16 protein-coding genes and 1 pseudogene are annotated in these 22,462 nt (G+C 73.8%); 5 read left to right on the top strand and 12 right to left on the bottom strand.

All coding sequences use genetic code 11. The annotated features are described in order from the left end of the window. Positions 1–54: 54 nt before the first annotated feature. Positions 55–1,348: pseudogene (mgt, locus tag ACF08B_RS13835) on the bottom strand (macrolide-inactivating glycosyltransferase). 100 nt (positions 1,349–1,448) lie between these two features. Between mgt and ACF08B_RS13830 the strand changes: the two are divergent. Continuing rightward, the gene (locus tag ACF08B_RS13830) at positions 1,449–2,312 is read left to right on the top strand and encodes a phosphotransferase enzyme family protein (RefSeq protein ID WP_392317521.1); all 864 of its coding nucleotides are present in this window, start codon (positions 1,449–1,451) and stop codon (positions 2,310–2,312) included. Positions 2,313–2,366: 54 nt separating this feature from the next. Here the strand turns inward: ACF08B_RS13830 and ACF08B_RS13825 are convergent, their stop codons facing one another. The 4 genes from ACF08B_RS13825 to ACF08B_RS13810 all read right to left on the bottom strand — a co-directional run bounded on the left by ACF08B_RS13825 (position 2,367) and on the right by ACF08B_RS13810 (position 6,737). Further along, complete coding sequence (locus tag ACF08B_RS13825; RefSeq protein WP_392317520.1) at positions 2,367–3,089, bottom strand: 3'-5' exonuclease; 723 nt, start codon at positions 3,087–3,089, stop codon at positions 2,367–2,369. A gap of 109 nt (positions 3,090–3,198) precedes the next feature. Next, positions 3,199–4,437 carry an SAV2148 family HEPN domain-containing protein gene (locus ACF08B_RS13820; protein ID WP_392317519.1) on the bottom strand — a complete coding sequence of 413 codons (1,239 nt, stop codon included), beginning with the start codon at positions 4,435–4,437 and terminating at the stop codon, positions 3,199–3,201. Between the two features lie 116 nt (positions 4,438–4,553). After that, positions 4,554–5,879 carry a copper amine oxidase gene (locus ACF08B_RS13815; protein WP_392317518.1) on the bottom strand — a complete coding sequence of 442 codons (1,326 nt, stop codon included), beginning with the start codon at positions 5,877–5,879 and terminating at the stop codon, positions 4,554–4,556. A 48-nt stretch (positions 5,880–5,927) separates the two neighbouring features. Further along, entirely contained in the window at positions 5,928–6,737 is an 810-nt protein-coding gene (locus tag ACF08B_RS13810; RefSeq protein ID WP_392317517.1) for a Tat pathway signal sequence domain protein, read from the bottom strand. Between the two features lie 194 nt (positions 6,738–6,931). Here ACF08B_RS13810 and glgX point away from each other — a divergent pair, with 194 nt between their 5' ends. After that, complete coding sequence (glgX, locus tag ACF08B_RS13805; protein ID WP_392317516.1) at positions 6,932–9,040, top strand: glycogen debranching protein GlgX; 2,109 nt, start codon at positions 6,932–6,934, stop codon at positions 9,038–9,040. 98 nt (positions 9,041–9,138) lie between these two features. Here glgX and ACF08B_RS13800 read toward each other — a convergent pair whose 3' ends face one another. Further along, positions 9,139–10,428 carry an MFS transporter gene (locus ACF08B_RS13800; protein WP_392317515.1) on the bottom strand — a complete coding sequence of 430 codons (1,290 nt, stop codon included), beginning with the start codon at positions 10,426–10,428 and terminating at the stop codon, positions 9,139–9,141. Between the two features lie 81 nt (positions 10,429–10,509). Here ACF08B_RS13800 and treY point away from each other — a divergent pair, with 81 nt between their 5' ends. Continuing rightward, entirely contained in the window at positions 10,510–12,879 is a 2,370-nt protein-coding gene (treY, locus tag ACF08B_RS13795) for a malto-oligosyltrehalose synthase (protein ID WP_392317514.1), read from the top strand. A 175-nt stretch (positions 12,880–13,054) separates the two neighbouring features. Beyond that, positions 13,055–14,305 carry a M14 family zinc carboxypeptidase gene (locus ACF08B_RS13790; RefSeq protein WP_392317513.1) on the top strand — a complete coding sequence of 417 codons (1,251 nt, stop codon included), beginning with the start codon at positions 13,055–13,057 and terminating at the stop codon, positions 14,303–14,305. A gap of 44 nt (positions 14,306–14,349) precedes the next feature. Here ACF08B_RS13790 and ACF08B_RS13785 read toward each other — a convergent pair whose 3' ends face one another. Both ACF08B_RS13785 and ACF08B_RS13780 read right to left on the bottom strand, forming a co-directional pair. Beyond that, positions 14,350–14,763, bottom strand: coding sequence for an SSI family serine proteinase inhibitor (locus tag ACF08B_RS13785; protein ID WP_392317512.1), 414 nt, complete (start codon positions 14,761–14,763; stop codon positions 14,350–14,352). Between the two features lie 126 nt (positions 14,764–14,889). Beyond that, entirely contained in the window at positions 14,890–15,441 is a 552-nt protein-coding gene (locus ACF08B_RS13780) for an FHA domain-containing protein (protein ID WP_392317511.1), read from the bottom strand. A gap of 176 nt (positions 15,442–15,617) precedes the next feature. Between ACF08B_RS13780 and treZ the strand changes: the two genes are divergently transcribed. Further along, positions 15,618–17,363 (top strand): malto-oligosyltrehalose trehalohydrolase, encoded by a 1,746-nt coding sequence (gene treZ / locus ACF08B_RS13775; protein ID WP_392317510.1) that lies wholly within the window; start codon positions 15,618–15,620, stop codon positions 17,361–17,363. A 28-nt stretch (positions 17,364–17,391) separates the two neighbouring features. On the opposite strand, the gene ACF08B_RS13770 is transcribed toward treZ, so the two are convergent. The 4 genes from ACF08B_RS13770 to phsA all read right to left on the bottom strand — a co-directional run bounded on the left by ACF08B_RS13770 (position 17,392) and on the right by phsA (position 22,328). Next, positions 17,392–18,327, bottom strand: a complete 936-nt coding sequence (locus ACF08B_RS13770) for a phosphotransferase (protein WP_392317509.1) — start codon at positions 18,325–18,327, stop codon at positions 17,392–17,394. Positions 18,328–18,379: 52 nt separating this feature from the next. Further along, positions 18,380–19,507 carry an aminopeptidase P family protein gene (locus tag ACF08B_RS13765; RefSeq protein WP_392317508.1) on the bottom strand — a complete coding sequence of 376 codons (1,128 nt, stop codon included), beginning with the start codon at positions 19,505–19,507 and terminating at the stop codon, positions 18,380–18,382. Between the two features lie 263 nt (positions 19,508–19,770). Further along, the gene (locus ACF08B_RS13760; RefSeq protein WP_392317507.1) at positions 19,771–20,334 is read right to left on the bottom strand and encodes a PDZ domain-containing protein; all 564 of its coding nucleotides are present in this window, start codon (positions 20,332–20,334) and stop codon (positions 19,771–19,773) included. Between the two features lie 119 nt (positions 20,335–20,453). Further along, positions 20,454–22,328 (bottom strand): O-aminophenol oxidase PhsA, encoded by a 1,875-nt coding sequence (gene phsA, locus ACF08B_RS13755; RefSeq protein WP_392317506.1) that lies wholly within the window; start codon positions 22,326–22,328, stop codon positions 20,454–20,456. Positions 22,329–22,462: the final 134 nt, after the last annotated feature.

Below are 22,462 nucleotides of genomic sequence, written 5' to 3'. Positions count from 1 at the left end.
CCCGAGGAACCGGCGGGCCCTGCCCGTTGCGGGGCACGGGGTGCCCGCCCGGCGCTACTGCCGGCGTGCGGTGGGCAGTTCGGCCTCGATGAGGTCGGCCGCACGCAGGGTGCCGCCCTCCCGGGCCATCTCCGCCCCAATGGTCTTCAGACGTCGGGCGACGTCGGGGTCGTCCAACAGCGCGAGGGCGGTCTCGCGGAGGCGCTCGGCGGTGGCCTCCTCGGTGGACAGGCGCCGGGCCACCCCGAGCGCCTGAAGCATGTCGGCGTTGCCGAACTGGTCGACGGCCTGCGGCACGGCGATCATCGGTGTGGCGGTGGCGAGCCCCTCCTGGCTGCCGCCTGCGCCCGCGTGCGTGACGAACAGGTCGGCCTGCCGCAGGATCGCCAACTGGGGCACCCAGTCGCGTACTTCGACGCCGGACGGTACGTCGCCCAGCTCGGCCGGGTCCACGTGCGCGCCGATCTGCAGGACCAGGTGCCAGCCGGGCAGGTCACCGAAGGCGCGGACGCAGCTGCGGTAGAAGGCGGGCTGCCGGGTGAAGGCCGAGCCGAGGGAGACCAGGACGACCTTCTCGGCGCCCGCGGGCCGCTGCCAGTCGCCCTGCTCGGCCCGGTCACCCTGGCAGGCGCCGACGAAGCTGTGGACGCGTTCGTCGACACGGTCGGCGTGCGGCTGCAGCGCCTTCGGGATGAGCACCAGGGAGCGTGCCGGGCGGCCGGTGAACGGGTCCGGGTGCTCGCTGATCCCGTTCTCCGTCAGCCATGCCTCGAACCGCGCGTAGTAGGCCCGCCCGCGTGCGGTCTTCCTCGGCTCGGCCCACATCGGTTCGGCGACCTCCTCCTCGTAACCCTCCCAGGCGACCAGGTTCGGGGACAGGGACACCGCGGGGACGCCCCAGCGACGGGCGAGGACGCGGGCCGGGTAGGAGGCGATGTCGTGCAGGACGAGGTCGGGTTCGTCGCCGGCATAGGCGTCAACGAGCTGCGGAAGCGCCTGGATCGCGTCGTCCAGGAACGGCTCCACGTTGTCGAGCAGGGTGCTCCCCCAGACCTCGGGATCGGCGTCGGGGCCGGGCAGGGTGGAGGTGTAGGGCACGGGCCGGGCCCCCGTGGCGGCCACCTTGTCGGCGAACACCGGCGGGACGGCGTAGGTCACGCGGTGCCCCCGGGCGACGAGTTCGCGGATCACCTCCAGGCTGGGGTTCACATGGCCGTGGGCGGCGATGGAGAACATGGCGATGTGGGCGGGGGTGACGGTCTTCGCGGTCATGTGCAGGACCGTACGCGAGACGAACCGTCTCGTCTAATCGATTTTCGGTACTGCCGTCCTCCCGGGGCGCGCACATGGGCCGACCTGTGCGGATGCGAGACTGGCCGGAACGGCCCGCACCCGGCACGCCCGGTGGGCCCACGGACCGCACGGGCAGACGGCACGGAGGCACGACGATGGACGAGGCGCGGGCGCGGGACGTACTGGACGCGGCGGGAGTCGTCCCGGGCCGGGCCCGGGACGCGCGGCTCCTCGCCCTCGGCGAGAACGCGGTGTTCGCCGCCGGCGACCTGGTGGTGAAGGTCGGCCGGGACGCCGAGCTGCTGGAGCGGGCCCGGCGCGAGCTGGACATCGCCGGCTGGCTCGCCGGGGCGCAGGTCCCGGCGGTACGGGCGGCCGAGCCGAAGCCGCGGCTGGTCCAGGGGCACCCGGTGACCGTGTGGCACCGGCTGCCCGACGCCGTACGCCCGGCCGAGCCGAGCGATCTGGCGCGGCTGCTGCGGATCGTGCACGCGCTGGACGCGCCGCCCTTCGCGCTGCCGCCGCGGGAGCTGCTGGGCGGTGTGGAGCGCTGGCTGCGGCTGGCGGGAGACGCGATCGACCCCGCGGACGCGGCCTACCTCCGGGCGCGCCGGGACGGTTTCGCGGCTGCCGCGGCCGCCCTGACACCGCGTCTGACGCCGGGGCCGATCCACGGCGACGCGCTGCCGCGCAACGTGCACATCGGCCCGGACGGGCCGGTCCTGGTCGACCTGGAGACCTTCTCCGCCGATCTGCGCGAGCACGACCTGGTGGTGATGGCCCTCTCCCGCGACCGGTACGGACTGCCGGCCGAGGCGTACGACTCCTTCACCGAGGCGTACGGGTGGGACGTGCGGGAGTGGGAGGGCTGCGCGGTGCTGCGGGGCGCCCGGGAGACGGCCAGCTGTGCGTGGGTGGCCCAGCACGCGCCGAGCAATCCGAAGGCGCCGGCCGAGTTCCGCCGCCGGGTGGCGTCCCTGCGGGACGGGGACGAGACGGTGCGCTGGTATCCGTTCTGAATCCGGTGCGGAGCGGCCGGAACCGCGGCCACCGGCGGCACCGGTGCGGCCGGGTCAGACGGTTTCGTCCACCAGCTCCCGCAGCGGCCAGGTCCCGTCCACCACCGCCGTGGCGTCCCCCTTGCGGCGCAGGAAGTCCTGGAAGTCCGCCGCCCACTCCGCGTACCACCGGATCTGCTGCCGGTGCAGTTCCGCGGCGCCCAGGGCGGCGATCTTCGGGTGACGTTCGGCTATCGCGGACGCCAGGCACGCCGCGGCGAGGGCGTCGGCCGAGGCGGTGTGGGCCGCGTCGAGGGCTATGCCGTACTCCGCGCAGACCGCCTCCAGATTGCGCTTGCCGCGGCGGTAGCGGTCGACCCGGCGGTCGATGGTGTAGGGGTCGATGACGGGACCGGGGTGCGCGCCGCCCAGGCGGTCGGAGAGGGACGGCAGTCCGTGCCGGCGCAGTTCGGCGGAGAGCAGGGTGAGGTCGAAGGCCGCGTTGTACGCGACGACCGGGACGCCGGTCCTCCAGTAGGAGACCAGGACGCCGGCGATGGCCTCGGCGACCTGGTCGGCGGGGCGGCCCTCGGCGGAGGCGCGTTCGTTGCTGATGCCGTGCACGGCGACCGCGTCGGCCGGGATCTCCACGCCCGGATCGGCGAGCCATTCCCGGCGTCCCATGGGCTCACCGGCCCTGACCTCGATCACCGCGCCGGTGACGATGCGTGACTCGCGCGGATCGGTCCCGGTCGTCTCCAGGTCGAAGCCGATCAGCAGCTCCCGGTGCCAGCCCATCGGCGGCCCCCCTTCTTGCTTCTTGGTGGTGCTTTCCCCCAGTGGTCTCCACCTTCGCACGCGGCACTGACAATCCGGGGACCGCCTTCCGACCGTCCCCGCGGACAGTTCAGGACACCGGGCGCGAATCCGCCCAGGCCACCTCGAATTCCTCGCGGTATGTGGGGAAGAGCCCGGCTTCGCCCACGTCGTCCTTCTTGACCAGCCGGCTGCCGTTGCGCAGCACCAGCACCGGCGACTCCATCCCGCGCGCTCCCCGCAGATAGGACTGCACGACCGCGACGCCGTCGGCGCCGTCCCCGTCGACCAGGTAGGCGGTGAAGCGGGGCGTCTCGTCGTAGACCTGGATCTCGAAGGCGCCGGGGTCGCGCAGCCGGGACCGGACCCGGCGCATGTGCAGGATGTTCATCTCGACCGACCGGCTCAGTTCGCCCCGTTTCATCCCGAGTTCGCGCTCGCGGCGCTTGACCGAGCTGGAGGCCGGGTTGAGGAAGAGCAGCCGCACCCGGCAGCCGGCTTCCGCGAGCCGGACGAGCCGGCGTCCGGAGAAGTTCTGCACGAGCAGGTTGAGCCCGATGCCGATGGCGTCGAGCCGGCGTGCGCCGCCGAAGAAGTCCTCGGCCGGGAACTGGCGCAGCAGCCGCACCCGGTCGGCGTGGACGGCGACGACGTCGGCGTACCGGTCGCCCACCAGGTCCTCCACCGCGTCCACGGGCAGCCGCCGCGCGGAGGGCACGTCACCGGCCGAGCCGAGCATCTCCAGCAGCCGGGCCGAGGCCCGCTCGGCCTGGCCGAGGACCGCCTCGGACAGAGCCCGGTTGCGGGAGACGACGTTGCGGGTCACCTCCAACTCGTCCAGGGCGAGTTCGAGGTCCCGGCGTTCGTCGAAGTACGGTTCGAAGCAGGGCCAGTGCTGCACCATGAGTTCGCGCAGTTGGGGCAGGGTGAGGAAGCTGAGCACATTGTCGTCCGCGGGGTCGAGCAAGTAGCCCTTGCGGCGGCTGACTTCACGCACCGCGACGGCTCGCTGCACCCATTCCTGTCCGGCCGGGCCCGCCGCGGCCACCACCCAGTCGTCGCCGTGGACGGGTTCGTAGACGGGACGCAGGACCGCGGCCACGACGGCGCGCAGCCGCTGCTCGACGAGGTTCAGCCAGATGTAGGCCCGGCCGGCCCGCTGGGCGCGGGTGCGTACCTCGCGCCAGGCGTCGGCGTCCCAGTCCAGCTCCGGCCCGATGGTTCCCGCGTCCATCGGGCGGGCCAGGGACACCGCGCCGGGCGGGACGTCTGCGGAGTTCCCCTCGTGACCCTCGCCACCAGGGGGCAGCTCCAGCCCTCCCGAGCCCACCCGTGCACCGCCTTCCGATCCCCCGGGCCTTTCCCGTCTCAACGATCAAGGAAGGGTACTCCGCGAGCGGTCGGCGGTGCAGCCGGATGGACAGGTCGGTTTCGCAAGTGCTTCTCTCAACTACGCGGTTTCCAATGGCCGTTCTGCCATGCCAGGTCACGCGGAGTGAGCGGATTCATAGCCGTGACGTCCCGCGGGGCGATGGCGAAGCCCTGCCAGTGCACGGGCATGGGCTGCTGGTCCTCGTCCCGCGCGATGTGGTGGAAGCCGATGTTCATCCAGACCACCGGGTGGGTCAGGGTGGTCCGGCCGTCGGCCCACTTGTCGACGGACGTGGGGTGACCCTGCCCGCACTTGGGGTTGTTGCTGGCGAACAGCTCGCACTTGTCGTACTGGGTGACGTACAGATCGTGCTTGGTGAAGCTGCGGCCCGCGTACTCGGTGGAGGGCCCGGGCACGATCTCGTACGAACGGGCGTGCCCGTCCTTGTTCTTGCCGGTGGCACTGACCACACGCCACCAGCGGTAGTTCTTGTGGTCGCCGGTGAGTTCCTTGGTGACCCTGGTGCGGGTGGTCCTGGTGGTCGGGCCCTCCTGCCGGCCGGCCGGCGGGCTGACGGCCGAGTCGTACTGCTCGATCTTCGACGCGGAGGAGCCGTCGAGACCGAAGTCGAGCCGCCAGAAGACGTTGTGGCTGTGGCTCGTGGCGTAGTCCTTGGCGCCCTTGCCCAGGGGCCAGCCGCGGCCGTCCTGGGCGTTGTAGTCGTCCCACGAGAGGCTGCCGGTCGCGCCGACGTTCATGCCGACGGTGCCGTCGTCCTGGAAGCGCCACTCGGTGATGTACTCGTACCACCCGACCTGGTTGACGGTGTAGACGAGGAAGTCCTTGCCCTGGGCCTGGTAGAGCTTGTTCGTGCTGAGGACGTCCTGCATCCGGTACGCGTGACCGCGCGAACGGGTGGTGGTGCACAGACCCTTGACGTTCGGGTGGGTCGGGTCGCCGTCGGGCACCTTGACGGTCTTGATGGTGCCGCCGGGGCACTCGCCCGGTGCCAGGTCCATCAGTCCCTGGGCGAAGTTCTCGCCCGTGAGGTCGTCGTACTCGTGCGAGCCGTCGTCGTACGGGACGTGGATCTGGGCGAGCCGGGCGCTGTTGAGGACCTTGACCGGCTTCGGTTCGCCCTTGGGCTGGTAGGTGATCCGCTCCAGGACGAGCCCGGCCATGCTGTCGTAGCGCCAGCACATGCGCCAGGTGGTGCCGCTCGTGAGCTTCTGCTCGATCCGGTGGGCGGCGCCGCAGTCGGCGGCTGCCGGGGCGGCCGCGCGCGGCTGCGCGGCGGCCGGTCCCGCGGCGGTCGTCGCACCGGCGGCGAGCGCGGCCAGCGCCAGTCCGGCCGCGGCCGCCCTGCGCCGGGTGGTGCGGCTGATTCTGTGCTCGGGCATGACGAGATGACTCCCTTGCCGGAGTTGCCGGGTGTGAGGTGACGGCGGTCAGCTGCGTCCGAGGGCGGCGACCTTGTGGGTGCTCAGATCGATCACGAGGGACCTCGTGTCGATCCACGGCCCGTTCCTGACCTTGGTGAACAGCCGTACGCAGCGGTGCACTCCGCACCGGTCGAGAGCCGCCGGCTGGGCGCCCGGCGCGGCCCGGTAGACACCGCCGCTCAGCAGCAGCTGGTCCGGGGAGGTGAGTTCCCGGTCCGTGGCGTCCTTGTAGTCGGCCTTCAGGCCGGCGCCGAGCGGGTCGGCGATCAGGAGCCGCGCCGCCTCGGTGTTCTCGGCCCGGCTCAGCGGCGGCTGGACGCCCCGCCTGGTGGCGGTCGCCTCGACCTTCCCGGTGTCCAGGTCGACGGTCCTGGTGATGAGGGTGTCGTCCCGGTAGTCGTAGAACGTCACGTCGGCCCGCCGGGGCGCACGCGGGTCGTCCGCCTCGCCGTCGTCCGGTTCGGCGAGGTCGACGCTCAGCCGCTGCGGGCCACGGCCCCCGTCGACGTCCTCGGCCGAGCCCAGCAGCCGCCGGTCCAGGGCGATCCGCTCGACGCGCCGGATCTCGTCGTCGGTCAGCGGGTCCCGGCCCGTGCCCCTGCTCTCCTCCGCGGGCGCCCGCTCCACGACACCGGGCGGCACCGCCCCCTGGCCCTGGGCGCTCCGCACCGTGTTCGTGCCGCCGTCGTTCCCTCCCGTCTCGTCGGCCCCTGCCGTGCCCGGCAGGGTGATCGCGACCATCGCGGCGGTCCCCACCGCCGCGAGGGCCGCTCCGGCCATCACCTTTCCCAGATGGCGGTGCACTGTCTCGCGCACGTTTTCCCCCTACTCCCCGTGATCCCGGGAGTATGTGTGCCCCACTGGTTCGGCCCACGGCGGGTACAGGAACCACCGCAGGCACTGGTCGGTGGGTAAGAGGGAGGCAAGGCACCGGAGGTTCCGTCACTTTCGGGGAGACTCGGAAGCCAACGCGGCCCCAGGGGGGCGGCACACCTGGGAGAGTCGTATCCATGCAGGTCTGGCCTGGAGAGGCGTATCCGCTCGGCGCCACGTACGACGGCGCCGGAACCAACTTCGCGGTCTTCACGGAGGCCGCGGACCGAGTAGAGCTGTGTCTGCTGCACGACGACGGCTCGGAGACGGCGGTGGAACTGCGCGAGAGCGACGCGTTCGTGCGGCACGCGTACCTGCCGGGCGTGATGCCGGGGCAGCGGTACGGGTTCAGGGTGCACGGCCCGTACGACCCCGGGCGCGGGCTGCGCTGCAACTCGGCGAAGCTGCTGCTGGACCCGTACGCGAAGGCGGTCAGTGGCTCGGTCCGGTGGGGCGAGGAGGTGTACGGCTACCACTTCGGCGCGCCCGAGCGGCGCAACGACCTGGACTCGGCGCCGCACACCATGGCCTCGGTGGTGATCAACCCGTACTTCGACTGGGGCGACGACCGGCCCCCGCGCACCGAGTACCACCACACGGTGATCTACGAGGCCCATGTGAAGGGTCTCACCATGCGCCACCCGGAGCTGCCGGAGGAGCTGCGCGGGACGTATGCGGGGCTCGCCCACCCGGCGGTCATAGAGCACCTGACCCGGTTGGGTGTGACGGCGCTCGAACTGATGCCGGTGCACCAGTTCGTGAACGACCACCGGCTGGTCGACATGGGCCTGAACAACTACTGGGGCTACAACACGATCGGTTTCTTCGCCCCGCACAACGCGTACGCCTCCTGGGGCGACCGCGGCCAGCAGGTGCTGGAGTTCAAGTCGGCGGTGCGGGCGCTGCACGAGGCCGGCATCGAGGTCATCCTGGACGTCGTCTACAACCACACGGCGGAGGGCAACCATCTCGGCCCGACGCTGTCCTTCAAGGGCATCGACAACCCGTCGTACTACCGGCTCACCGACGATCCGCGCTATTACATGGACACCACGGGCACCGGCAACTCGCTGCTCATGCGGTCCCCGCACGTGCTCCAGCTGATCATGGACTCGCTGCGGTACTGGGTGACCGAGATGCACGTCGACGGCTTCCGCTTCGACCTCGCGGCCACGCTGGCCCGGCAGTTCCACGAGGTGGACCGGCTGTCGTCGTTCTTCGACCTGGTGCAGCAGGACCCGGTGGTCTCCCAGGTGAAGCTGATCGCAGAGCCCTGGGACGTCGGCGAGGGCGGCTACCAGGTGGGCAACTTCCCGCCGCTGTGGACCGAGTGGAACGGGAAGTACCGGGACACGGTCCGGGACCTGTGGCGGGGCGAGCCGCGGGCGCTGGCGGAGTTCGCCTCCCGGCTGACCGGCTCCTCCGACCTCTACCAGGACGACGGCCGCCGTCCGCTGGCCTCCATCAACTTCGTCACCTGCCACGACGGCTTCACGCTGCACGACCTCGTCTCGTACAACGACAAGCACAACCAGGCGAACGGGGAGGACAACCGGGACGGCGAGAGCCACAACCGGTCCTGGAACTGCGGGACGGAGGGAGACACCGACGACCCCGAGGTGCTGGGGCTGCGCGCCCGTCAGATGCGGAACTTCGTCGCCACGCTGATGCTGTCCCAGGGCGTGCCGATGATCAGCCACGGCGACGAGTTCGCCCGCACCCAGAGCGGCAACAACAACGCCTACTGCCAGGACAACGAGGTGTCCTGGTTGCGGTGGCCCGAGGACGACAAGGGCCTCCTGGAGTTCACGCGCGCGATGGTGTGGCTGCGGCGGAACCACCCGGTTCTGCGCCGGCGCCGCTTCTTCCACGGGCGCCCGGTGGAGGGCACGCACGACGACCTGTCCGACATCGCCTGGTTCACCCCCGAGGGCAGCGAGATGACCCAGCAGGACTGGGACTCGGCGCCGGCGTCCGCGCTGACGGTGTTCCTCAACGGCAACGCCATCTCCGAGCCCGGCACGCGCGGGGAGCGGATCGGCGACGACTCGTTCCTGCTGATGTTCAACGCCTCCCCGGAGCCGCTGGACTTCCTGGTGCCGGTCGACCACGGCCGGCAGTGGCAGGTGGTCGTCGACACGGCGCGCCCGGAGGGGGTGCCGGACGACCCGGCCGCGAAGGTCGCGGCCGGCGACCGCCTCACCCTGGCGGACCGCAGCCTGACGGTGCTCCGGCGACCGGCGTAGCCGGGGCGCGGGGCCGGCGGTGTCACGCGCCGGCCCCGCGCCGTCCGGCGGTCCCGGTGACGGCGCCCTCGCGGAGACGGTGGGCGTCCGGCGTGCGCCTAGGGGAGCCGTCGGTGTGGCTCCGGGCGGGACGTCAGGGCCAGGGCGCAGGCGAGGGCCGCTGCGGTGCTCGCCGCGGCGAACGCCGCCGGCGGGCCGTAGGAGTCGGCGAGGCGGCCGGTGAGCGCGATCGCGAGGGCCTGCCCGCCGACGAGGGAGCTGGTGGCGAACGCCATCGCCTCGGACAGCCGGGACGGCGGCACCGCCCGCTCGGTCAGCCCGAAGACCGTGACGAGGTGCGGGGCGTAGGCCACCCCGAGCACGGTGACGACCGCGTACAGCCCGGCCATGCCGTCCGTGCCCAGCAGCGGCAGCGACAGCACGAAGGCGGCCCCGGTCGCCGTCCGCCACCGTGTGCGCAGCCCGAAGCGTGCCGGTACGGCGGCCATGGCGAGCCCCGCGACCGCGCTCATCACTCCCATGGCGGCGTACACGAGCCCGGCCTGGTCCTCCTGCCCGAGCCGGGCCGTGAGCGCGGTGATCCCCGCCTGGCAGGCACCGAACATGGCCCCCTGGAGGGCGAGGGCGGCCCGCAGGGCGTGGACGGAGCGGGGCATGGGGGCGGCCGCGGCGGTACGCGCGCGGCCGGGGTGACGGCACGCGGGCGCGGGCGCGCCGGCCGGCGCGGTGACCCGGGCGGTCGGGTGCAGGGCGAAGGCGCTGCCGCAGACGGCGACCAGCAGGGCCGCGCCGGCCAGGGCGTACGCCGGGTGGGCCAGGACGGCGGCGACCCCGACCAGGGCCGGGCCGAGGACGAACGACATCTCGTCCAGGGTGCTCTCGAAGGACAGGGCGGCACCGACGGTGTCCTCGCAGGCACCGGAGCGGTGGGCGAGGGCCACCAGGCGGGTGCGGGCCAGCGGGCCGACGAGCGGCACGGTGGCGCCCGCCGTCGCCCCCAGCAGGGCCAGGACGGCCGTGGGCGGCCCGGCGAGCGCCCCGAGGACGAGGGCCGCCACGGCGAGCGCGTTGGCGAGCGAGAACGCGAGGACCACCGCCCGCTGCCCGTGCCGGTCCGCGAGCCGCCCCACCAGCGGGCCGCAGGCCACCTGGCCGAGCGCCAGCGCCCCGCCGGTCAGCCCCGCGGCCGACAGGGAGCCGCTGGTGCGGGCGACGAGCAGCACGCTGCCGAACTGGACGGTGGCCGTCGGCAGCCGCCCCAGGAACGACACGCAGGGCAGCAGCGGGCCCGTCAGGCCGATCACCCGCCGGTAGGTGTCCCGGGTGCGGCGCCGGCCCGTGATCCCGGTCGCGGCACCACTCGGCGAACCCGTCCGTGACGTTCCCATCGTTCGAAGCTAGGCACGCGCGCGTGGGTCCGGGCAGGGGTGGATGACACGAAAGACGGCAGTCTGGGTACGTAGGTTCCCATGACTTCTGCGCGCCCCGGACCCGCAGTGCCCACGGCCACCTACCGGCTGCAGCTCCAGCCCGCGTTCCCGTTCGCCGCCGCGGCGGCGGCCGTACCGTACCTGGCGTCGCTCGGCGTCTCGCACCTGCACCTCTCCCCCGTCCTGGAGGCCGTACCGGGCTCCCCCCACGGCTACGACGTCGTCGACCCCGCGCGCGTGCGCGAGGAACTCGGCGGGGAGGAGGGGCTGCGCGCGCTCTCCGCGACCGCGCGGGAGCACGGCCTCGGCCTGGTCGTGGACATCGTGCCGAACCACATGGCGATGGCGCCCCGGCACAACCGGGCCCTGTGGGAGGTGCTGCGCGAGGGGCCCGAGTCACCGTACGCGCGCTGGTTCGACATCGACTGGGACGCCCAGGGAGGGCGGGTGCTGCTGCCCGTGCTCGGCGGCCCGGTCGGCTCACAGCTCGAACACCTCGTGGCCGACGGCGACGTGCTGCGCTACCACGACCACGCCTTCCCGCTCCGCGCGGGCACCGAGGGCCTGCCGCTGCCGCGGCTCCTGGACGCCCAGTGGTACCGGCCGGTGTGGTGGCGGCTGGCCCGCACCGAGCTGAACTACCGGCGGTTCTTCAGCATCTCGGAGCTGATCGGGGTGCGCGTGGAGGACCCGGAGGTGTTCGGCGCCACCCACGCCAAGATCCTGCAGCTGCTGGCGGAGGGGGTGGTCGACGGACTGCGGGTCGACCACCCCGACGGGCTGGCCGACCCCGACGCCTATCTGGCGCGGCTGCACGAGGCGACCGGCGGCCGCTGGACGGTCGTGGAGAAGATCCTCGCCGACGGCGAGCACCTGCCGGCCTCCTGGCCGGTCGCGGGCACCACGGGCTACGACGCCCTGCGCCAGGTCGACGGGCTGTTCACGGACCGGACGGGGGCCCACGAGCTGCTGGGCCGGTACCGGGCGTTCGCCGCCCCGCAGACGGACCGCGGCGGCAACTGGGACGCCACGGTACGGCGGGCCGCCTACAAGGTCCTCACGCACGAGCTGGCCACGGAGACCGAGCGGCTCACCCGGGTGGCGGTACGGCTGTGCGCGGCCTCGCCGGACCTGTCGCTGCGCGACCGGGCCCCGTGGGCGCTGCGGACGGCCCTGGAGGAGTTGCTGGTCCGGATGCGGGTCTACCGGCCCTACGCCCGCGGTGACGCCTCCGCCGTCGTCACGGAGGAGGCCGCCGAGGAGGCCCGGCTGGCCTTCGTGGTGCCCGAGGAGGCGGAGGCCGTCGGCATCGTGCGGCGGCTCCTGGTGGATCCGCTCGGCGACGAGTCCGCCGCGGACCACGCCGACCGGGTGGAGTTCCGCACACGGTTCGCGCAGACCGCGTCCGCGTTGCGCGCCAAGTCCGTCGAGGACACGGCCTTCTACCGGTACGTGCCACTGCTGTCGGCGACCGAGGTGGGCGGCGACCCCGGCGCTCCCGGCGTGGACCCGGAGGACTTCCACGCGTACTGCGCGCGCGTGCAGCGCGACTGGCCGGACACCGCAACGGTGGTCTCCACGCACGACACCAAGCGCAGCGCCGACGTCCGGGCGGCACTGGCCGTGCTCAGCGAGTGCCCCGTGCGGTGGGCCGAGCTGCTCGCCGAGGTGACGCGGGCCGAGGAGGGGGCGCCGGACGGGCAGCTGGCCTGGGCGGCCTGGCAGACGGTGTTCGGGCTGGGTCCGGCCGAGGAGGAGCGGATCCGTGAGGCGCTGCTGAAGCATGTGCGCGAGGCGGGGATGTACACCAGCTGGACGGAGCAGGAACCGCCGTACGAGGACGCGGTGGCGGCCTTCGTCGCCGCCGGCCCCTGCGGGCCGCCCGGTGAGCGCGTGGCCGCCTTCCGCAAGGTCCTGGAGCCGCACGTCCGGTCCAACGTCCTCGGCACCGCGCTGGTCCATCTGACGATGCCGGGCGTGCCGGACCTGTACCAGGGCACGGAGGGCGAGTACCGGGCGCTGGTGGACCCGGACAACCGGCGGCCCGTGCCGTTCCCGCCCGAGGTGCCCGGCGAGAAGGACGCGCTGACCGTGGCCGCGCTGCGGCTGCGGGCGCGGCGGCCGGACGTCTTCGGCACGGCGGCGGGGTACGCGCCGCTGGCCGCCGAGGGGCCCGCGGCGGAGCACTGCGTGGCGTTCACGCGCTCGGGCGAGGCGGTCACGGCGGTGACCCGGCTCTCGCTGCGGCTCGCGGAGGCCGGAGGCTGGCGGGAGACCCGGCTGCCGCTGCCGCCCGGACGGTGGACCGACGTCCTCGCCCCGGACCGGGAGTTCACCGGCGACGCGCGCGTGGCGGACCTGTTCGAGCACCGTCCCGCGGTGCTGCTGGAGCGGGTCCCCGGCAGCTGAGGCGTACGTCGGCCGGACGCGGCCCGCACCAGCGCCGTTCCGGCGGAGTGCGGGCCCGGACGGCCGCCGGGTGACTGCGTCCGGGCGCCCCCGGCTCCCGCCCCGTCGCGTGCTTGACAGTTCACTCATCCCGTGCGGGACTTGGAGTGCGAAGCCGGGCGGAAACAAGTCGGGGGTGAGTCTCCTGCCGGAGCTGCGCTACCCCAGCGTTCCCGAACTGGTGGCCCGGGCACGAGCGTTGGCCGCTCAGGAGCCCGGGCTGTGCACGCTGCGGCAGGTGGGCAGCTCGCGCGCGGGCAGACCCCTGCACCTGCTGTCGATGGGGCACGCCGAGCGCGCGGTGCTGGTCGTCGCCGGTGCGCACGCCAACGAGCCGGCGGGCGGCTCCACTCTGCAGGCGCTGGCGGAACGGGTCCTGGCGGAGCGCGAGTTGCGATCGGGCACGTCCTGGCACTTCCTGCTGTGCGCGGACCCGGACGGGGCGAGCCTGCACGTGACCCCGGCGCCGCGCAGCCTCTTCGACTACCACCTCGGCTTCTACCGGCCCACGGGCGCGGAGCAGCCGGAGTGGTCGCCGTCGGTGCTGCCGCCGGACCGGCTGCCCCCCGAGACGGTGGCCCTGACCGGGGTGATCGACGAGGTGCGCCCGTACCTCCAGGTGACGCTGCACGGCACCGATCTGGGCGGCAGCTGGGTGCAGTTGACGCGCGACGTGCCGGGTCTCGCCGAACCGTTCGCGAAGTCCGCGGCCCAGCTGCACATCCCGGTGGAGACCGGCGCCTCCGACGCGGCGGGCTGGCCGGCCTCCGGGCCCGGGGTGCATGTGATGCCCGGCCCGGAGTCGGGCGTCGCCTACCCGAGCATGCCCGACGACGCGCGGCACAGCACCTGGTACCACGCGCACCGCCACGGCGGTCTGACGGCCGTGGTGGAGGTGCCGATGTGGGCGAGCGACCTGGTGGACGACCCGGCGCCGCACCCGGCGCCCGCGGCCGCCATGCGCCGGCTGGCCCGGCGGCTGCTGCGGGACTCGCTGGAGGTGGAGGGGGTGCTCGCCGAGGCACTGCCCCGGCTGGACGGCGCGGACGGGCCGCTGCTGCGGGCCGCGCGCTGGGCGCTGGAGCTGATCCCGGGTCTCGCCGAGGACTGGGTGCACACCCCGCCGGCCGCCACGACGATGGCGTACGTGGGCAGCGTGGACGCCTTCGGACGGCGGCTGCCGCTGCGGGCGGCGGCGATGCTGCTCCGGGTGCTGCGGGAGGCGGACGACAGCGCCGCACCGCGGCTGGAACAGCTCGTGGCGCTGTGGTGCGACGCCTTCGCGACGCGTTTCAGGGCCCGCTGGGTGCCGCTGGAAAACCAGGTCGAGCATCAGTCGCGGACGGTGCTGGTGGCCGCGCAGCAGGCCCGGGAGCAGGTGGTGTGAGGCGGTACGGCGCCCCGCACCACCCGGCCCGGGAGCCGCGGGGCTCAGTCGTCGAAGGCGAGGACCGATCCGGTCCGCGCTTCCATGACGCACCGGCTGGTGTACGCCTCGCGGAAGTCGACGGACCGGCCGTCCCACAGCCCGCGCGCGTGGACGGTCACCGGCGCGAAGATCATGGGGCAGAAGACGTTCTTGGCCGGGATGCGGTCGATGTCGCCCCCGGCGGCGCCGAGTTGGGCGCACGCCTCGGCCGCGCGCGCGTGCCCCAGGGGCGGGTCGCACAGCAGCAGCCCGCCGCGCGGATCGCTCGGCCTGCCGTCACCCTTGGTGACCGTCAGGTAGAGCCAGTTGCCGGGGAGGGTGTCGCCGGCCGCCGAAGGGGCCGGGCCCGCGGCGAGGAGCCCGGCGGCCGCCAGCAGGGCGCCGGCCGCCGCTGTCGCTCTGGTGATGTAGGTCATGCAGGGTCCATCGGCACGGAGGCCCGGGTTCCGCAGTGCGGCTCACCCGATCGGGACGGTACGCGCGCGGAACGGAGCGCCAGTTCGAAGGCGGCCGGCCGGGATCCGCTCGGCCCGGCACGGGCGTCAGCCCGTGGCGAGCCGGAACGCCATCCTGCCGAAGGAGACCTGGTCGCCCTCGCGGACGACGACGGAGCCGGTCACCCGGCGGCCGTTGACGGTGGTGCCGTTGGTGGAGCCGAGGTCGCGGAGGATCCACAGGCCGCCGCGGCGGCTGAGCTCGGCGTGGACGCGGGAGACGGTCTCGTGGTTCAGGCGCAGCCCGTTGGCGGGATCGCGGCCTATGCGCAGCGGGTGGGTGTGCTCGGGGTGCGGCAGCAGCAGCTTGGGCAGCCGCTCCGCCTGCCAGGCCCGGCGCAGCCGTACGGTGAAGCCGGAGACGGCCTCGACGCTGCCGAGGACCATGCGGGAGAAGCGGTTGTCACGGGGCAGGTCGGCTATGAGGACGGCGAGTTCGTCGGAGCGGCGCGCGGCGAGGGCCAGTTCCATGCGGCGCACGAACGTGTCGTGGGACAGCCGGCCCACGGCGACGCCGTCACGCAGCGCCTGCAGCGCCTTGTCGCGCTCCGCGTCGGACAACCGCGCGGGGTACGTGGAGAACTCGAAGGACGACGTCACGCTCGTGATTGTCGGGCAGTGAACCCCGAGTGTCCAGAAAACGCGGAATCGGTGCCGAAACGCGGGCACTTCCGCGACACCTGCCGGGAAAGGACTGATAGCGAAGCGGATCGATCGCCCGGGCGGCACGATGGAGCCGCGGGACAACACGGTGAGCAGACGAAGGGGAACCGTCCGTGCAGTTCGAGGTGTGGGCACCGCAGGCAGACCGAGTGACGCTCCAGTGCGAGGGCGGCACGCGCGCGTTGGCGCGCGATCCCGAGCGCACCGGCTGGTGGACGGGTGAGGCGGAGGCGGCGGACGGCGCCCGGTACGGGTTCGCGCTGGACGACGGGCCGGTGCTGCCCGATCCGCGCTCGCGCCGCCAGCCCGACGGCCCGGACGGCCTGAGCGCGGTCGTGGACCACGGCGGGTACACCTGGCGGACGCGGTGGACCGGGCGCGGGCTGCCGGGCGCCGTGCTGTACGAGCTGCACGTGGGCACGTACACGCGCGAGGGCACCCTGGACGCGGCCGCGGCCCGGCTTGAGCACCTGGTGGAACTGGGCGTCACGCACGTGGAGTTGATGCCGCTGTGCCCGTTCCCGGGCCGGCACGGCTGGGGCTACGAGGGGGTGTCGCTGTGGGCGGTGCACGAGCCGTACGGCGGCCCCGAGGCACTGAAACGGTTCGTCGACCGGGCGCACGAACTCGGCCTGGGCGTCGTCCTGGACGTCGTGCACAACCATCTGGGCCCCTCCGGCAACTACCTGCCGGTGTTCGGCCCGTACTTCACGGACACCCACCACACGCCGTGGGGCTCGGCCGTGAATCTGGACGCCCCCGGCTCGGACGAGGTCCGGGCGTTCCTGCTGGACAGCGCGCTGGCGTGGCTGCGGGACTACCGCGTCGACGGCCTGCGCCTGGACGCGGTGCACGCGCTGTACGACACGCGCGCGTGCCACTTCCTGGAGGACCTGTCCGCCGCCGTGGACGGACTCGCCGAGGAGGTGGGGCGGCCGCTGTTCCTGATCGCCGAGTCCGATCTGAACGACCCGCGGCTCATCACCCCGCGCGCGGCGAACGGCCTCGGCCTGCACGCGCAGTGGAACGACGACTTCCACCACGCGCTGCGCACCATGCTGACCGGTGAGTCGCAGGGCTACTACGCCGACTTCGCCCGCGACCCGTTCGCCGCGCTGGCGAAGACGCTCACCGGCGGCTACTTCCACGACGGCACGTACTCCAGCTTCCGGGGCCGGCGGCACGGCCGTCCGCTGGACCGCGCGCGCGTGGCCGGGCACCGGCTGCTCGGTTACAGCCAGACGCACGACCAGGTCGGCAACCGCGCCCAGGGCGACCGGCTCGCCGCCGTCCTCTCCCCCGGTCTGCTGGCCTGCGCGGCGGCCCTCACGCTGACGGCGCCGTTCACCCCGATGCTGTTCATGGGTGAGGAGTGGGCCGCGGGCACGCCGTGGCAGTTCTTCACCGACCACACCGACCCCGAGCTGGCCGCGGCGGTACGGCGGGGCAGGCGGCGGGAGTTCGCGGAGCACGGGTGGGCCGAGGAGGACGTACCTGACCCGCAGGACCCGGCGACCCGGGAGCGCTCCTGCCTGGACTGGTCGGAGCCGGAGCGCGAGCCCCACGCGCGCGTGCTGGCCTGGTACCGGCGGCTGATCGCGCTGCGCCACGAGCAGCCCGACCTCACCGACCCCGATCTCGCGGACACCAAGGTGGCGTACGACGACGAGGCCCGCTGGCTGGCCTTCCGGCGCGGGGACGTACGGGTGGCGGTGAACCTGGGCAAGGAGGCGGTGGCGATCCCGCTCGGCACCGGCCGGACGGAGGTGCTGGCCGCGTGGGAGCCGGTCGAGGCGCCCGGCCCGGACGGGCTGCTCCAGGTGCCCGGGGAGTCCTGCGTGGTGCTGACCCAGCCCTGAGGGGCCTTGAGGGCTCGGGAGGGCGCTTCTAGGGCTCGGTCTCGTCGTCCTTGAGCTCCGTCACCCGCTCCAGCAGGATCGGCTCCCAGACCCGGCGCAGACGGGCGCGCAGCAGCGTTCCGCTGCCGCCGGTGCGACCTTCGAGGTGGCCGGTGAGGCGCATGACGGTGTCGCAGCGGGCCAGCCAGAGGCCGCGCAGGCAGGGACGGGGGCCGTAGCCGGCCAGGGTGGCGGCGCGGACGGCCGCCGGGGAGCCGACGGCGACGGCGAGCCCGGCGATGTCCTCGGCGGGGTCGCCGAACGCCGCCTCGGTCCAGTCCAGGACGCCGCGCACCCGTCCGTCGGCGCCGACCACCACGTGTTCGCCGGTCAGTCCGTGGTGGGTGAGGACGGCGGTGCCGGGCTGCGCGGCGAGCTGGGCCGCCCCCGGCGGGGTGAGCTGGTGCATCCGGGAGGCGTCGAACTCGTCGGCGGCGGCGAGCCGTTCGGCCGCGCGGACGGCCATGCGGCGCAGCGCCTCCAGCGACCGCGGGGCGGTGCGGGGCACGCCGGCGGTCTCGGCCTGGCGCTGGGGCACCGCGCGCAGCCCGGTGAGCAGCCCGGCGAGGTCGGCCTCGCCGACGGCGGAGACGTCGTGCTCGTCGGCCGTGCCGCCGGGCACCAGCGTGTCGAGGGTGTAGGCGAGGCCGGGCGCCCAGTCGCCGTGCGCGATGCTGGTGGGCACGGCGACGGGCACGTGCGGGCGCACCAGGTCGCGCAGCCGCAGTTCGCGGCGGCGGCGGGCGGAGGCCTCGCGGTCGGGGGCGAGGCGCAGCACGTGGCGGGTGCCGACCCACCAGGTGTGCGCGTGGCCTTCCCGGACGGGGCGCACGTCGGGTCCGCCGGTGCCGCCGGTGCCCTCGTCGAGCAGCGAGCGGACCAGTCTGCGGACGGTGTCCGCGGTGGGTGTCGGTGCCTGGGTCATGGGTCGCGCGTGTGCCGTTCCGGGTGACGACTGGGGATGTCCTCGGGGCCGCTCAGTCCACTATGACCATCTCACGGGTGGTGTCGTTGAGGCGGCGGCCGCCGTCCTCGGTGACCGTGACGATGTCCTCGATGCGCACCCCGAACCGGCCCGGCAGGTAGATGCCCGGCTCCACGGAGAAGCACATGCCGGGCACGAGCGGCTGCTCCTCGCCCTCGATCATGTACGGCGGCTCGTGCGTGGTGACGCCGATGCCGTGCCCGGTGCGGTGGATGAAGTAATCGCCGTAGCCGGCGTCGGTGATCACCGCGCGGGCGGCGCGGTCGACGTCCTGGCAGGCCGCGCCCGGTCGTACGGCCCGGACGCCGGCCTCCTGGGCGGCGCGCACGACGTCGTGGACCCGGCGCTCCTCCTCGGTGGCCTCGCCGACGTGGACCGTACGGGTGGTGTCGGAGCCGTAGCCGTCCTTCAGTCCGCCGAAGTCGAGGACGACCATGTCGCCCTCGCGGATGACGCGGTCGCCGACCTCGTGGTGCGGGTTGGCGCCGTTGGGGCCGGAGCCGACGATGGTGAAGTCGACCTGGGAGTGGCCGAGGCGGCGCAGCAGGCCGGCCAGGTCGTGGCCGATGTCGGACTCGCGGCGCCCGGCGAAGGGGACCTTCCGGATCTCCTCGAAGGCGGCGTCGGCGGCCGCGCCCGCGGCAGCGAGGAGGTCCACCTCGGCGGCGTCCTTCACCGCGCGGAGCATGGGCAGGGCGTCGGTGAGGGCGGCGTAGGAGGTGCCGGGCAGGGTCCGTTGGAGGCCCAGCAGGTGCAGGGACCAGGTGTTGTCGCTGATGCCGAACCGGCCGCGGTCGTCGAGGAGGGCCGCGGTGACCGCGTAGGGATCCTTGCCGTCGGTCCAGTCGCGCAGTGTCAGCGCCGCGGCTCCGACCGCGCTCTCGGCGTCCGGGGCCTCCAGGGTGGGGACGACCAGGACGGGCTCGCGGCCGGGGGCGAGGACCAGGACGGTGAGCCGTTCGGTGACGGCGGTGGGCGTGTACCCGGTCAGCCACACCATGTCCGGCCCCGGCGCCACGAGCAGCCCGGCGAGGCCGGCGTCGGCCGCCGAGCGTGCGGCACGCTCCATGCGGGCGCCGTACACGGCGGCGGTGAAGGGCGCGGGCGTACTACCGGTCATCCGGGCCTCCGGGCGCGGGTGGGGAAACGGGCGACGGCGTCTCGGGCAGCATCCTGCCCGGCCGGGCGGGGCGGCGCGAGCCGGTCGCCGGGGACGGGCCGGGCCGGTGACCGCGCGGGCGCCGGGGCGGCGGGTCGCCCGGGGCGCGCGGAGAAGGGGCTCGGCATGGGGCCATCATGGCGCGCGGGGCGGAGGGCCACCAGCGGGTTTCGAAGTGGCGCGCGCGGCGCGCCCCGGCCCGCCCGGGTGGTCCGCGGATCCCCTCAGGTCACCACTCCAGGCGTCGCCGTCAACTGCTGGTAGCCGCCGCTGCTGTGACGCACGGTGAGGACGACGGCCTTCCCGGGCGTGGCGCGGGCGACGGCCCGGGCGAGGTCGGCGGCGGTGTCGACGCGGGCACCGCCGAACTGGAGCAGGACGTCCCCGCGGACCAGGCCGGCGGTGAAGCCGGGGCCGGGCACGTGGACGCCCACCACCAGCGCGCCCGCCTTCTCCGCGTCGACGGCCTCCACGCCCAGGGTCGCCCCGGAGCCGGCCGTGACCGGGGCCGGGGCGGCGGTGGGGGTGGCCCTGCCCGAGGGGGCCGCCGACGGGGCCTGGCGTTGCAGCTCGGCCAGTCTGCTCATGCCGATCACCGTGGCGCCGACGGTGCCGACCCCGACCCCGGCGAGCAGCAGCAGGGTGCCGGCGGCCAGGCCGAGCAGCAGGGTCCGCAGCCGCCGCCCGCGCCGCCGGGCGGCGTGCGGGCGACGGGCCGGGACGGGGGTGTCCCCGTCCCGGCGGTCCTGTCCGGGCATCGGCTTGGGCCGCAACACAGTCTGTTCCATGGTTCGCTCGCCTCCGGCTGGTGCTCTACCCGGGGCACCGCGCCGCGACGAGACACGAACGAGTGAGACTGGCCGGAGGGTCGCGCAGGGTAGTCATGGCCGTCGAGGCACCGGCCCGCTCAGCCGGTGTGGCCCTCGCCGTGGCCGCCGTGCGCCCCGCCGTGGTCGAACTTCAGGGCCTCCGGCGGCATCACGACGAACGGCCGCATCATGCCCATGTCCTCGTGCTCCAGCAGATGGCAGTGGTACATGAACCGGCCGTACGCCCCGTCGAAGCGGCCCATGACCCGCAGCAGCTGGTTGCCCGGCACCCGGAACACGTCCTTGTGGCCGCGCTCGTTGGGCGCGAGCGGGATCGTCCGGCCGGCGTCGTACCTCAGGGGCGTACGGGTGCCGCCGACCGCCGGGTCGAAGCCGGAGACGTCGTAGGCGTCCCGTCCCATCAGCTGGAAGTCGGCCAGGTGGATGTGCATGGGGTGCACGATGGGCGCCAGGTTGAGGAAGCTCCACTGCTCGTGGCTGCCCTCGGCGACGGTGAACCCCAGACCGTCGTTGAACGTCCGCGCGGTGCGCCGGTAGGTCTTCGTGGTCCCGTCGGCTCCGGTGACCTGGACGATGCCGTCGGCCGGCAGTTTCAGGCCGTCCGGGGCCGCGACCTCGGTCATCTCCCACATCTCCGGATGGCCGCCGGCGCCCTTGGTGGCGGGCGGGGTGAGCAGGACGAGGCGGTGGCCGTGCGGGATGTCGTGGGTCAGCCGGCGGAAGGAGCCGGAGAGGACCTCGGGCAGTTCGAAGGTGTCCTCCTCGCACGTCTCGCGGATCCGGAACTCCAGCACGTGCGGGTAGCGCACGTCACCGGCCGGGTCCGGCACGCCCGGCGGCCGGCCGGGGCCCTTGTTGACGAGCCGGAGGGTGCGGCCCGCCAGGGCGCGGAAGTCGACGAGCAGGTCGAAACGCTCGGCCGGGGCCGCGGTCAGCGTGGGCATCTCCGTGTCGAAGTCGACCGGCACGGGACGCGGCAGCAGTCCGCCGTCGCTGCCGATCTGGTACACGGTCTCCGGCACCGGCTCGCCGTCCTCGTCGATCAGGACGAACTCGAAGATGCGCGCGTTGGAGGCGTTGACCAGCCGGAAGCGGTACCAGGCCGCGTCGACCTCGGCGTACGGCCAGATACGGCCGTTGACCGTGGTGTAGGGGCCGGTGAAGGGCAGCGAGACCGGCTTGCCGGTCTCCGGGTTGCTCTGCTGGACGACCACCGTCTTGTGCAGCAGCCGGCCGTTGAGGCGGCCGTCCTCGTCGGTGTCGAGGTTGCGGTCGGCGACGAGCAACGGGATCTCCCGGTCGCCGGAGGGCAGCCCCAGGGCGTCCTCCTCGTCGTCACGGACGAGGTAGGTGCCGTACAGGCCGGTCATCACGTTCCACCGGGTGATGTTCATGGCGTGATCGTGGTACCACCACTGCACCGCCTGGTGGTCGTTGGGGTACTCCGACAGCTGGGCGTCGCCGTGGCCGACGGCGTTGTCCGCCCAGCCGTCGTTGCCGCCGCCCGTCTGGGCGCCGTGCAGGTGAGTCACCGACCAGGCGGGCAGCGCGGCCACGTCCTTGTTCGGCTCGGCGCCCCCGCGGCCGGGTTCGGTGGTGGCGGGCGGGGTGCCGGGCGCGCGGACGGGCACCTCGACGGAGGTGACCGGGTACTCGCCGCCTGCGGGGATGCGGTTGGTCCAGGCGATGCGGATCCGCCGGCCGCGGCGCACCTCGATGGTCGGCCCGGGCACCTGGCCGTCGTACCCCCACATCAGGGTCGGCGGGAGCTGCGGGTGCAGGCGCACCCAGGTGGGGCGCAGGGCGATCTCGGTCTCGCGCAGGACGTCGTCCGCGGCGGGGCGCAGGACGCTGGGCACCGATAACGGCGCCGCGTACGGCGTGAGTTCACCGGGTTCGGGCGCCTTCTCCTCCGTGGTCCGCGCGGCCGGCTTCTCGATGGTCTCGGTCATGGTCGAACACCCCCGTGTGTCGCGAAGTCTGGTGGTCCGTCGTTCCTCTCGCTTCGCAAGACCCCCTGGGAGTCACGGAAGTTCCCTGAATGCCCGGTTCCGTACGCGGAGATTCGGCGACCGGCGCCGGACGT

Origin of the sequence: Streptomyces sp. NPDC015139, assembly GCF_043079785.1 — a bacterium.
In the GTDB taxonomy this organism is placed as follows: Bacteria; Actinomycetota; Actinomycetes; order Streptomycetales; family Streptomycetaceae; genus Streptomyces; species Streptomyces albidocamelliae.
The sequence above is the reverse complement of the archived record's forward strand: the minus strand, read 5'-3'. Positions and strand labels throughout refer to the sequence as shown.

Coding starts and splice junctions, on each gene's coding strand:
- ACF08B_RS13830 (WP_392317521.1), top strand. CDS start 1,449: ATGGACGAGGCGCGGGCGCGGGACGTACTGGACGCGGCGGGAGTCGTC.
- ACF08B_RS13825 (WP_392317520.1), bottom strand. CDS start 3,089: ATGGGCTGGCACCGGGAGCTGCTGATCGGCTTCGACCTGGAGACGACC.
- ACF08B_RS13815 (WP_392317518.1), bottom strand. CDS start 5,879: ATGCCCGAGCACAGAATCAGCCGCACCACCCGGCGCAGGGCGGCCGCG.
- glgX (WP_392317516.1), top strand. CDS start 6,932: ATGCAGGTCTGGCCTGGAGAGGCGTATCCGCTCGGCGCCACGTACGAC.
- ACF08B_RS13800 (WP_392317515.1), bottom strand. CDS start 10,428: ATGGGAACGTCACGGACGGGTTCGCCGAGTGGTGCCGCGACCGGGATC.
- treY (WP_392317514.1), top strand. CDS start 10,510: ATGACTTCTGCGCGCCCCGGACCCGCAGTGCCCACGGCCACCTACCGG.
- ACF08B_RS13785 (WP_392317512.1), bottom strand. CDS start 14,763: ATGACCTACATCACCAGAGCGACAGCGGCGGCCGGCGCCCTGCTGGCG.
- ACF08B_RS13770 (WP_392317509.1), bottom strand. CDS start 18,327: ATGACCCAGGCACCGACACCCACCGCGGACACCGTCCGCAGACTGGTC.
- ACF08B_RS13765 (WP_392317508.1), bottom strand. CDS start 19,507: ATGACCGGTAGTACGCCCGCGCCCTTCACCGCCGCCGTGTACGGCGCC.
- ACF08B_RS13760 (WP_392317507.1), bottom strand. CDS start 20,334: ATGGAACAGACTGTGTTGCGGCCCAAGCCGATGCCCGGACAGGACCGC.
- phsA (WP_392317506.1), bottom strand. CDS start 22,328: ATGACCGAGACCATCGAGAAGCCGGCCGCGCGGACCACGGAGGAGAAG.